Here is a 12,732-nt window from a genome sequence, read left to right as displayed (position 1 = left end):
ATTTATGCGAAGTCTTATTTTGCTTTTCGGTCTGTTGAGTTTTTGCTCTACTTTGATGGCGCAAGAACAAGACCTGGGCAATGGCGTAAAGGGATTATGGCAAGAGAAAAGCGACCAATTGGAAATCGAACCGTGGCAAGCCCAATGGGTATGGTTGAATGATTCCATTACTTCGGATGTACTATTGGCTCGAAAGACTTTTAACCTTTCATCAATCCCTGAAACAGCGACATTAAGAATCACTGCTACTTCACAATACCAACTTTATATTAATGGGGAATATGTTCGGCGAGGTCCTGCTCGTAGTGCTCCACACCATCAATCCTTCGATATTTTGAATATTACAAATCTGCTCAGAGAAGGGAAAAACGTAATGGCCGTCAGAGTCCATAAACAAAATGAAAAGTATTCGTATAATCTTGAACAGCGAGGCGGATTGTTGGCACAATTGGACATGAATTCCAACGGAAAAACAGAATCGGTTGTTACGAATTCCGATTGGAAAGTCTCACGTCAACCCTCATGGGATAACAAAGCACCTTTAATTAGTCGTTTTCAGCAGATAGATAATGACCATGTGGATATGCGGAAACATTTGTATGGTTGGGAGAAATTCGATTTCAATGATTCCAGTTGGTCGAATGCTACTCCCTTGATTAGAACAGAAGGTTGGCCCTCGTTTCAAAAAAATGATATTCCATTTGAATTGGCCACACCCTGGACAGCTTTGGTACCTCGTGAAGTACCATATCTTTTGGAGAATCAAATAAGAGCTGAAAATCTTATTGAAGCAAGTCAAATCGAAATAAATAATGAGTCTCCTGAGACTTTTGATTTATCCAAAAAAATAAACAAGTCGGTTTTAAAAAGCTTTAAAAAATATGAAACTAAAAAAGGGCCATTGGAGATTTCCAAAACAGAAACTGGAAAACCATGGTTTCTCTTGTTTGATTTGGGGGAAGTGGTAAATGGCAGTCCAATGTTAGAAATTCAGGGACCATCAGGAACGAAAATAGAAGTTGTTGGCGCTCCTTTTATGGTCAATGAAAAATTCACCTTTAACATTGTGGATTCTGAATATCGAGATGAAATAATCCTTTCAGGAGAAAAAGATGTTTGGGAGGCTACCTATTTCAAACCCTATCGATACCTCGGAATTATAGTCCATAATGAAGAAACCCCAGTAAAACTCTTTTCTTTCGGCACCCGTCAAATGAAATACCCTTTTGAAAAGAAGGGGTACATAAAGTCCAAAGAAGCACCTTGGGTAAATCAATACATGGAAGCTTCAGCAAAGACCATCGATGTATGCACCACGGATGCCTACACTGATAACTATCGAGAGCGCAGGCAATATGCGCAAACGGGTTACTATGCAGCACTTGGCAACTACTATATCTTTGGCGACACGGCACTTCAACGCAGATATTTAGTCCAGACTGCTCAAGAACAACAGGCCAACGGAATCATTCCGGCCTACGCCCCCGCAGCCAGCGATGGCTATATGGTTATTTTAGATTCTAATTGTTTATGGATTCGAAGTTTGCACAATTATTTGTTGTATTCGGGAGATTATAAAACAACGCGAGAATTGTTGCCTACGGCTCAAAAATTGATGCAGCTGTTGGATAGTTTTACCAATAATTTGGGCATGATAGAAAATCCGCCTTATCCTTATTGGCTAGATCATGCACTACTAGACCGAAGGGGAGCCAACCTCAATTTGAATGGACACTATTTAGGTGCTTTGGAAGATTTTGCAACACTTCTAGATTGGTTGGGTATGCCTGATAGTAAAATGTATATAGCAAAGGCAAAACAGCTTCGCCAATCACTACAACAACATTTATGGAATGATGAAAAACAACTTTTTGCAGATGCGCTTATTGATGGAAAGCAATCTGAAATGTTTAGCGAGCATGTTCAAGCAGCCGCTTTGGCTTTGAATATTGCCACTAAAGAACAGGCAGATAAAATTGCCAAACAATTACTCTTAAAAGACAATCATGATTATGTAAGACGTGAATCCGGTTTGATAATGGTCACTCCAGCAATGTCATATTATCTACACAAGGGTTTGGCTGAATATGGTTATATCGATGAATCACTGGAAATGTTCAGTTCTCGATTTGATAAAATGTTAGCGCCAAACACGAACGGCACACTCTGGGAAGAATGGCGATTGGACGGTATTGGTCGTTCGGGGAAATTGGAAATGGGTAGAACCCGAAGCGATGCCCAAACCGAAAGTGCTTTTCCCCCTGCCATATTTGCAGAATACCTTTTGGGTGTTAAACCAATTATACCGGGGATGAAAGAGGTTGAAATTATCAGAACGAATTCTTCAATTGAAAACATTGAAGCTCATATACCTTCTCCCGAGGGAAATTTATACGTTAAGTGGGATCTTATGAATGGAGCAAAAATTCTTGAATTGAATGTTCCTGGCGAAATGAAAGTAAAACTTGATTTGAAAAGTCTCAAAAATGGCAAGGCGGGTACTATAAAAGTTGATGGACAAGATTTAAATCAAGATGTCAAAATGAATCAATACATAGCACTTGAAAAAGGAAAACATATGATTCGGTTTTAAACCCTTAAGTTATGTTGATTTATTCCTTTCCATACAAATTATGAACGCACAAATACGTAATTTGAAAAAGGCGAAACTAAATTTGAAAACGACACAATAACTATATGAAAAATCTTAAAATACCATTCTTTACCTATGTTTTGCTTTTTTCATTAATCGCTTTCGTTGCCTGCAAAGAAGAAACTGAAGATACGATACAAGAACAAAAAACGCCGAATATCGTATGGCTGGTTAGCGAGGATAATTCAAAGCACTTTCTGAAATTATATGAAGAAGGTGGGGCACCTATGCCAAATATCGAATCCTTGGCCGAAAAGGGAATCGTTTTTAACAATGCATTTTCAAATGCGCCGGTATGTTCGGTGGCGCGAAGCACAATCATTTCTGGATGTTATGCTCCGAGAGTAGGTTCACAATACCATCGCAGAATGGAATTCGCTCCACTGCCGGATGGACTGAAAATGTTTCCGGAATATCTTCGAAAGGCAGGTTACTATACCTCGAACAATGCAAAGGAAGATTACAATTTTGTAAAATCCGACAGTGTCTGGGACGATTCCTCAAAAAAGGCGTCTTATAGAAATAGAGAACAAAACCAACCGTTTTTCCATGTGCAGAATTTCCACAGTACCCATGAAGGGCAATTACACTTTACTAAAGCTCAAATGGATAGTCTTAGTACAAAGACCGCAACTGATAATGTACCTGTTTTTCCCTATCATCCTGACACACCAACTTTCCGATATACAAATGCCCACTATCGCGATTTACATCAAAAAGTGGATGCTGAAATCGGGGAATTTATCAATCAATTGGAAGAAGATGGACTTATGGAAAACACCATTGTGTTCTATTACGGCGATCATGGCGGTGTCTTACCCAGAAGCAAAGGATACATTTATGAGAGTGGTCTGAATGTTCCTATGGTAGTTTATGTCCCGGAAAAATGGAAACATTTATCCCCGTTAAAAATGGGAACTAGAACCGATGCTTTTGTTCAATTTATTGATTTGGCCCCAACGGTCTTGAATCTTGCAGGAGTCGAGGTTCCAGAACAAATTGATGGCAAGGCCTTTCTTGGGGAAACTTTAAGCAATGAAAACCTTGCTGAGAGAAATACAACATTCGGCTATGCAGACCGCTTTGATGAAAAATATGATTTGGTGCGTTCCATCCGTAAAGGAAAATACAAGTACATTAGAAATTATCAGCCGTTTAATGCTGATGGTCTTTTTAATTTTTATCGGTATAAAATGTTGGCGTACAAAGAGTGGCAGCAACTCTTTGATGATGGAAAGTTAAATGAAGCGCAAGAACAGTTTTTCAAGGCGCGATCTCCCGAAACGTTATACGATATTGAAAATGATCCACACGAGGTTCATAATTTGGCGGCCGAACCTTCTCATCAATCAACTTTGTTGGAACTGCGTTCAAATTTGCGGCATCAAGTAAAGTCAATGCCTGATCTAAGCTTTTATCCGGAGCCTTATTTCATTGAAGCGGGACTTTCCAATCCCGTTGCATTTGGTCAAGAAAACAAAATCGAGATTGCTGAATTAATTGACATTGCGGATTTGAGTCTAAAACCCTTCGATGAGGTTAAAGCGGATATCAAAAAGGCTTTGAATTCTGACGACCCTTGGAAAAGATATTGGGGTTTGATCGTGTGCAGTTCTTTTGGAAAGGAATCCTATCCGTTTTTCAAGTTAGTCGTGCAACTTTCCAAATACGATAAGAACAACTTGGTTCGAATAAGGGCTGCCGAATTTTTAATACTACATGTGCAGAACGTTCCAAATGACCTGTTTCTGGAAATTATTAAAAATGCCAAATCCGAAACGGAGACCAATCTAATTTTGAACAGTATAGTATTGATCAAAACGGTTCGGCCTGGTTTTGAAATCAATATCCCTAAATCGATATTTCCGCCGGAATGGCTTGAAAAAGAAGGGGATTTAGTACGAAGACGCATCGAATTTATCAACGAGAACAAAATATAAGCTAGATAATTATGAGAAAATTTTATTGCTACCTAACTGCTTGCATTCTTTTATTTGCCTCCTGTAAAGAAGAGCAAAAAACAGTTGAAACATCCGAAGAGAAAGCAAAACCAAATATCGTTATTATTTACGCAGATGACCTTGGCTATGGAGAACTTGGAGCATATGGAGCTACCGAATTAAAGACTCCCAATTTAGACAAATTGGCTAATGGTGGCATGCGGTTTACAAACGGTTACGCTACCTCAGCTACGTGTACACCAAGCAGATATGCATTGTTGACAGGAGTTTACCCGTGGCGAAATAAGAGTGCCAAAATACTTCCAGGAACGGCGCCTTTGATTATCGACACAGCGCAAACTACGATTCCCAAAATGTTGAAAAAACAAGGTTACCATACCGGTATTGTTGGAAAATGGCATCTAGGTTTAGGAAGTGGAAACGTTAATTGGAACGAACGTATTAGCCCTGGCCCGAATGAAGTTGGTTTCGATTACAGCCATATTTTGGCTGCTACCCAAGATAGGGTTCCAACAGTTTATATCGAGGATGGACATGTGGTGAACCTTGACCCGAACGACCCGATTGAGATAAGCTACAAGGAAAATTTTGAAGGCGAACCAACAGGACTGGAAAATCCTGAACTATTAAAAATGAAATGGCATCATGGGCACAACAATAGTATCGTAAACGGAATCCCTCGTATCGGATTCATGAAAGGTGGTGAAGCAGCCAAATGGGTTGATGAAGATATGGCGGACTACTTTTTGGCAGATGCCCAAGACTATGTCAAAAAACATAAAGACGAACCATTTTTCTTGTACTATGCTTTGCAACAACCGCACGTGCCACGAACTCCACATGCGCGTTTTGTTGGTTCATCGGGAATGGGACCAAGAGGAGATGTCATTGTTGAAGCCGACTGGATGGTAGGTGAGTTCATCAAAACCTTAGAAGCCGAAGGCTTATTGGAAAATACTTTAATCGTTTTTTCAAGTGATAATGGTCCGGTAGTGAATGATGGCTACTATGATGATTCCGAAGAAAAATTAGGAAATCACAAACCAGCAGGTGCCCTCAGGGGAGGAAAATATAGCCTATTCGAAGCAGGGACGCGAGTTCCGTTCTTCACCTATTGGAAGGGTAAAATCAGCCCTGGAGTATCGGATGCCATGGTCTCCCAATTGGATTTATTTTCATCACTAGCCGCCTTGGTTGAAAGTAGTGAAAGTACCAATGATAGTAAAGAACTGTTGGATTCGTTCCTTGGAAAAAGTAATGCTGGTCGTGATGAAATGGTGATTGAAGCTACTTCAAGAACAGCATTTAGAAAAGGGGATTGGGCGATGATACCACCCTATGAAGGTCCTGCAATTAACAAACAAGTCAACATTGAATTAGCGAATTCAGATGAATATCTCTTGTATAATTTGAAAGAAGATATTAGTCAGCAAAACAATCTTGCAAAAAGCAATCCTGAAAAGCTTCAAGAGATGATTTCGGCATACGAAGCCATTCGTGGAACTGAAAATTCTGAAATCGAACAACTCGAACTGAAATAGAAATTGCATGACAGGCTTGGCTGTTTTAATAGGGTGTATTGTATTACTCATTATGGCTATTACAATTTTGAAAGTACATCCCATTCCAGCACTCTTGATAGCCGGTTTGATTCTAGGTTTAGCTTCTGGAAGTTCAGTCGAAGTAGTAACCGAAAGTCTTTTAAGCGGATTCGGAAATACACTAAAATGGATTGGTCTTGTCATTCTCTTCGGAACACTGCTGGGAGAGATTCTTGCATTTACTGGGGGTGCAGATGTTATCGCCGATAGTGTTATCAAAGTTTTTGGAATTAAGCGTTTGCCTCTGGCCATGGCCGTTATCGGTTTTCTGGTCGGCATTCCTGTTTTTGTAGATGTGGCGTATCTGACCTTGCTGCCAACAGTAATCGCCTTATCTCGAAAATCGGGTCATTCCGTTTTAGTCTTAGGGCTGTCCTTTGCAAGTAGTTTAACGGTTGCCCATGCGCTGATTCCCCCCACCCCTGGTCCTTTAGCGGTTGCCGCCATTCTAGAAACGGATATTGGAGGGATGATACCCATAAACGTAACCGTAGGTCTATTTGCAGTAATTGGAGGATTAATCTGGATAAAATTCAACAAAAAGAATTTAGCGATTCCGCTCCCAAAAGAAGTTGATTCCGAAGAAGGAGAGAAAATGGCCATTAAAGGTTTTAAGCGGGTTTTACCCTTTGTAGCCTTACTAATTCCATTGGTTCTAATGGGAATGGGAAATTTGTTTTCAGGAGATAATCCAATCATTGCATTTATTAAAAATCCTATTTGGGCACTTTTAATCGGGGTGGTCTTTGCACTACCACTTTTAGACAAAAGGGACTTTTCGAAGAAACTAAATGATTTTTTCCAAACCGCGGGGGCAAAATCGGCTACCGTTATTTTGATAACAGGTACCGGTGGTGCATTTGGTCAAGTCATAAAGGATACTGAAATAGTGAATTCATTATTACCCGATGCTGGCGGACTGGCGGCATTTGGAATCATACTTCCGTTTTTACTAAGTTTTATGTTTACCACAGTGACAGGTTCAATAACCGTTTCCTTAATAACCACAGCCTCAATTATGGCCCCCATGGTAACTAATGGAAGTCTTCCCGCTGGACTAACTGCAGCGGCTATAGGTACGGGTTCTTTGGGAATCATCCATGTAAATAGCAGTTTCTTCTGGCTCTTTAAGGAAGTACATGAGATTGGCACGACCAAACTTTTAAAAACCTTTAGTACCCTTACTGCGGTGGTTGCGATTTCAGGTGGACTTATGATTTTACTGCTCTACTCCTTGAATTGATTAAAGCTACTTCCATTTCAATACTTAGAAATTAGAATAACTCTAAGTTCTCAAGTTAAAATAGTGCTAGTAATGGTTAATGTTTGTCAATTAACAATTAACAATACTCAATACTTTTAAGGAAGCTAATAGTGATTTGTCCAGTCTTTTTAGTATGGTGTAATTGAGATAATTAATGCTCAAATACCAAACTAAAAAATGCTTAGGCCTTAATTACAACGTTTGAGCAGGATTAATCATTGATAATCGGCTAAATAGCTTATAGATGCCACTTGTCTAGTTTTAGTCTAGTGAAATATTCATCTTGATAGTGTACAATTATTAGTTTTATCTATCTAAAATTGAACTTTCCTCATTTATGAAGGTGATATATTAGGAATATCAAAATTTGAATTGAATACTAAATCGAAATAATTTTTTAACTCAGAACTTTTTCAACTTAAACCAATGATTATGAAAAAACAACTCTTTAAACTATTAAAAAAATGCTTCCTTTCGGGACTGTTTTTTGTGTTAATGGGTATGCAATACTCCTTTGCACAGCAAACGGTAACAGGAACAATAACGGATGAAAATGATAGTCCGGTTCCAGGAGCCAACGTTCTAGTTCGTGGTACGACTACAGGTACTCAAACAGATTTTGATGGTAATTACTCGATTGAGGCATCTCCAGAAGATGTGTTGGTGATCTCATATTTGGGGTATGCAACGCAAAACATTAGCGTAAGAGATCAAACCACAATCAATGTAAAATTACAGACGGATCAACAGCAGTTAGACGAAGTTGTAGTAATTGGCTATGGTACTGTTAAGAAGACCGATCTAACAGGTTCTGTTTCAAGGGTTGATTCAAAAGCCTTCGAGAATCAGCCACTTACTAGGGTTGAAGAAGCCCTACAAGGTAGAGCGGCTGGGGTAACTGTTGCTAAAGCAAACGGAGCTCCAGGGGCGAACGTGAAAGTTCGTATACGTGGTGTTAACTCTATCACTGGTAACAATGACCCGCTAGTAGTAGTTGATGGTATTTTAGGAGGTGACCTTAGCACTATTAACCCAAATGACATAGCTGCAATGGATGTTTTAAAAGATGCCTCTGCGACAGCTATTTATGGTGTAAGGGGATCCAACGGTGTTATCATTATTACGACAAAGAAAGGTTCTGGTAAAGGAAAGATTAATATAGATTACTTCACTACAATTTCGCAAGTGCCTAGTCTTCTTCCAACTTTGGCCGATATTCCTGATGATTTTGCCAGATTGGAGAATATAAGAAGGGTTAATACAGGAGGTAGCCCGGTATTTACAGATGCCGAAATTTCAGAGCTGGCTGCCAATGGTGGTACGAATTACCAAGATGAAATATTAAGGACTGGATATAGTGAGAATATTCAGCTATCGGCTAGTGGCTCTGAGGGAAGCTTAAGATACTTCCTATCAGGTAACTTTAGGGATGAAGAGGGAATTGTAATCAACACAGGATACCAACAGCTATCATTACGTTCTAATCTTGAAGCACAAATAACGGACAGATTTAAAGTTGGCTTAAATTTATATGCAAGTCATGGAGAGATTCAAAATAATTTCCAAACATTTGGTAACGGACAAGGAAGTTTGATATATAAGGCCAACACATGGGACCCTTCTACACCGGTTTTTGATGCAGATGGCAACTACAATAATAGGTCAATTAAGGGAATCGGCTCATTGAATCAAAATCCAGTTCTGACATTAACAGGTAGTGATTTTGAAGATGTGGAGGAAAGACTGCAGTCTGCTTTGAACCTAAGTTATGATATTACTGACAATCTGAATTTTACCATGGTCGCTGGTACTCAACTAAGTAATTATAATATACAGAGATATGCCAATGAAGGACCAAATGAAATACCGGATGTCTCTTTTAGCAATAATAAGAATACTTCCTATCAACTAAGTAACATATTAACTTGGCAAAAGGAATTTGGCAAGCATGATATCAAATTGACCGGGGTTCAAGAGTATCAAAACAGAAAGGCCAAATTCAATAGTTACAATGCAAATGATTTGGCTTTACCCAATGGATTCTATTTTGCAGAGTTAGCCCCGAATGCTGGCCAAACGGTCTTCAACAACTTCGGTGAACGCGAATTGTCTTCATGGATGTTAAGAGCTGAGTATATTCTAGACGACAATTTACTCATTACAGCTACAGGTCGTTATGATGGAACTTCGGTATTCAGACCAGGAAACCAATGGGGTTTCTTCCCGTCGGTTGCAATCGCCTACAATTTGAATGGTCTTGTGGAGAATTCTGAAACCTTAAGCGCTTTTAAACTCCGCGCGGGATGGGGGCAGGTAGGTAACCAAGGTATCGCCGATTTCGGGACCAATGCCTTCTTAACTTCAAATAGTTATGCGTTTGATGGCAGTTCAGCAGGCCCAGGCACAATATTGAACCCAAGATTTGCATTCGAAAATCTCGATTTGACATGGGAAACCACCACACAGGTTAATGTAGGAATTGATTTAGGACTCTGGAATGGTAGGGGTAGCCTCAGTATCGATGGTTATCAAAAGAACACAACTGATCTTTTATTGGAAACACCATTGTCAGGGACATTAGGAACTGGTATTACAAGGCAAAATGTTGGGGAGGTTGAAAACTTTGGTATAGATGTAGCTGTCGGCTATGATATTTTAGATGGTGAGGACCTGAATTGGAATTCCAATTTTGCCTTCTCATATGTTAAGAACGAAGTAACAAATCTATATGGAGGTTTAGATCAAATTGAAGGATCGGTTACTGCACCTGGCGGACAGTCTAGAGTCGTTAACATTATTCAGTTAGGACAACCCTTGGGTCAGTTTAACGGTGCAACCTTTCTAGGTACGTGGAAATCATCTGAAGCCGCCGCAGCTGCTGCGGTTGGTAAAGCTCCGGGTGACGCGAAGTATCTAAGAGGAGACGATGGAGAAATAGTTTTTGGCGCCATAGGTAATGGTACGCCAACGACAACTTGGGGTTGGAATAATACCTTAAACTACAAGAATTTTGATTTGAACTTCTTTCTTCAAGGGGTGCATGGCTTCGATGTCTATAATATTATGCAAGCTGGTATCACAGGGGGAGCAGGTGACTCGAGAAGTTTTATGGCAATCGATCAAGTAAATCAATGGACACCATCAAACGAAACGGATATTCCCTCGACCGTACAATTGTTCAATTCTTCTCGTTATGTTGAGAAGGGAGATTTTATCCGATTAAGTAACTTAACCCTAGGGTATACTTTTAGAGACGTGGTAGGTATTGATACTATTAAACTTTACGCTGGTGGTCAAAACCTTTTCTTAATCACCGATTTCTCAGGGTACGACCCAGAAATTACTTCAAGAAGGACAAATCAAGGTATAGAAGATGTCGCTCCAGGTATTAATTTTGGAGCTTATCCGAACCCAAGAACATATACCTTGGGCATCAAGGTTGGATTTTAATTAAAAAAAATTGTTAATTGAAAATATAAAAGACAAATGAAAAAATTAAAAATTTTTAAAGCAATAAAAGCACATTATGCGGTCATCGGCGTAATTGTACTTGCTATGACTTTTAACGGTTGTGAGCAATTGGAACTGGAAGAAAACCCCGCGGGTTCTCAGTTGGCAGTGGTTAAATATACCACTACAGAACAATTAGAACTAGGTGTAAGAGGTATCTACGGTAAATTGAACAAGGCGGCTTGGATGACGACCTTTTATGTAAATGGTTGGTCAGGAGATGACATGACCACTCATAGGGCAAGTAACAAGGCCGATTTCAGGGAGTACGACCAAAGGGCGATTACTCCTGATAACTCTCGGACCTTTACGAACTGGAGAGGAGTTTACGAGATGATTCGTGCGGCAAATACAGTATTATTCAGCGTTGAGGGGCAGCAACTACCTGATGCCGCTGCTCAAGATGCTCTTATCGGTGAGACCCATTTTTTGAGAGGGTTGATGTTCTACCATTTGGCGCGTGTTCATAGCAGAATTCCCTTGATATTGGAATTAGATGCCAATCTTGAACCAACCTTAGCGTCGGCTGAAGAAGTTTATGCACAAATTGAAAGCGATATGTTGATGGCCGAGAGTCTTTTGCCCGTAACTTCAAATAATGGAGCAACCAAACCGAATAAAGGTTCTGCGAGAGCAATTTTAGCCAGACTGTATTTAGATTGGGCAGGTTTTCCTGTAAATGATACCGGCAAATATGCCCAAGCGGCTTCAAGTGCTAAATCTGTTATGGATGGGGGTCATGGATTTGCCTTGGTACCAGACATGAGCACTTTATATACAATTGAAGGAAGGTTTAATACAGAATCGTTATTCACCATAGCTTATTGCGCTCCATGCGGGTTGCCAAACCGTAAACACGGTAAGTTGGGTCTACCCGGTAGTGCCCCTACTAACGGTTGGCAAGAAACCTTTGCCGAAATAAGATATTATGAAGATTTTCCTGAAGGACCAAGAAAAGATGCTACCTATCATGACGCGATGCCTTTGGCTGAAGGTGGAGGAATCATTACCAATGCTTCTACTCCGGTAGTTGACTCTTTACCTTGGCAGGAATTTGCAGATCAGCAGAATCCTATATTCAGAAAAATTGTAGGGCCTTTCGAGGAAGGTACTTGGTTAGGTTTTCAAAGCGATAGAAACGACTACTATATGCGTTACTCTGAATTATTGTTGATTTATGCGGAAGCCTCCGGCAGAGCTGGTTCAGCGGGTGCTGATGCCTGGGAGGCGCTAAATATGGTCCGAAGAAGAGCGGCAGGCTTGGATATCAACACACCTGATCCTGCTGTAGACGTTAGTGATGCTGATGGTACAATTGAAGAATTGGCCTTTACAGAACGCAAATGGGAATTGGCAGGCGAGTATATCAGGTGGAATGACTTGGTCCGTATGCAAAGAGTAGAGCAAGCACTTAGCAACAGAAATCCTCAGACTTCCATCGGAACGATGTATGACGGTAATGGAAATGGTACACCCTTCCCCTTAACCGAACCTTCAAATCCAATCCTTGGGTCTTTAGGAACGGACAATTATTTTGCTCCTATCCCTCAACAGGAAATTGACCAACACCCAGGTTTAGGGAATTAAAATTTTTGAGTTAGTTTATTTAGTTTAAGTACGGCGGTAAGATTTCCATAAAGGTCTTACCGCTTTGTATTTGGGGTATTTCAGCCTATAAATTTTGATTCGGATCATTAGGCAGTCCTTAGAAAACTCCGTATTTTAGATATATACCAATACCAA

At 40.1% G+C, this 12,732-nt stretch carries 6 protein-coding genes; all 6 read left to right on the top strand.

Going from position 1 to position 12,732, the window contains the following annotated elements; genetic code table 11:
• Positions 1–4: 4 nt before the first annotated feature.
• The 6 genes from FEE95_RS20330 to FEE95_RS20305 all read left to right on the top strand — a co-directional run bounded on the left by FEE95_RS20330 (position 5) and on the right by FEE95_RS20305 (position 12,576).
• The gene (locus FEE95_RS20330; RefSeq protein WP_138659867.1) at positions 5–2,593 is read left to right on the top strand and encodes a family 78 glycoside hydrolase catalytic domain; all 2,589 of its coding nucleotides are present in this window, start codon (positions 5–7) and stop codon (positions 2,591–2,593) included.
• A gap of 104 nt (positions 2,594–2,697) precedes the next feature.
• A complete protein-coding gene (locus FEE95_RS20325) occupies positions 2,698–4,593 on the top strand; it encodes a sulfatase family protein (RefSeq protein WP_138659866.1) in 1,896 nt (631 codons plus the stop codon).
• Between the two features lie 11 nt (positions 4,594–4,604).
• The gene (locus FEE95_RS20320; protein ID WP_138659865.1) at positions 4,605–6,155 is read left to right on the top strand and encodes a sulfatase family protein; all 1,551 of its coding nucleotides are present in this window, start codon (positions 4,605–4,607) and stop codon (positions 6,153–6,155) included.
• Between the two features lie 7 nt (positions 6,156–6,162).
• Positions 6,163–7,458 carry a GntP family permease gene (locus FEE95_RS20315; RefSeq protein WP_138659864.1) on the top strand — a complete coding sequence of 432 codons (1,296 nt, stop codon included), beginning with the start codon at positions 6,163–6,165 and terminating at the stop codon, positions 7,456–7,458.
• Between the two features lie 453 nt (positions 7,459–7,911).
• Entirely contained in the window at positions 7,912–10,929 is a 3,018-nt protein-coding gene (locus FEE95_RS20310; RefSeq protein ID WP_171037099.1) for a SusC/RagA family TonB-linked outer membrane protein, read from the top strand.
• Positions 10,930–10,965: 36 nt separating this feature from the next.
• Positions 10,966–12,576: a RagB/SusD family nutrient uptake outer membrane protein gene (locus tag FEE95_RS20305; RefSeq protein WP_138659862.1), complete on the top strand. Its 1,611-nt coding sequence runs from the start codon at positions 10,966–10,968 to the stop codon at positions 12,574–12,576.
• Positions 12,577–12,732: the final 156 nt, after the last annotated feature.

It is taken from the genome of Maribacter algarum (ex Zhang et al. 2020), assembly GCF_005885635.1.
Classification (GTDB): domain Bacteria; phylum Bacteroidota; class Bacteroidia; order Flavobacteriales; family Flavobacteriaceae; genus Maribacter_C; species Maribacter_C algarum.
This window is presented reverse-complemented; position numbering and strand designations above follow the sequence as displayed.

What these genes read in the sequence shown, in the direction of transcription:
- FEE95_RS20330 (WP_138659867.1), top strand. Translation starts at nt 5, where the DNA reads ATGCGAAGTCTTATTTTGCTTTTCGGTCTGTTGAGTTTTTGCTCTACT.
- FEE95_RS20325 (WP_138659866.1), top strand. Translation starts at nt 2,698, where the DNA reads ATGAAAAATCTTAAAATACCATTCTTTACCTATGTTTTGCTTTTTTCA.
- FEE95_RS20320 (WP_138659865.1), top strand. Translation starts at nt 4,605, where the DNA reads ATGAGAAAATTTTATTGCTACCTAACTGCTTGCATTCTTTTATTTGCC.
- FEE95_RS20315 (WP_138659864.1), top strand. Translation starts at nt 6,163, where the DNA reads ATGACAGGCTTGGCTGTTTTAATAGGGTGTATTGTATTACTCATTATG.
- FEE95_RS20310 (WP_171037099.1), top strand. Translation starts at nt 7,912, where the DNA reads ATGAAAAAACAACTCTTTAAACTATTAAAAAAATGCTTCCTTTCGGGA.
- FEE95_RS20305 (WP_138659862.1), top strand. Translation starts at nt 10,966, where the DNA reads ATGAAAAAATTAAAAATTTTTAAAGCAATAAAAGCACATTATGCGGTC.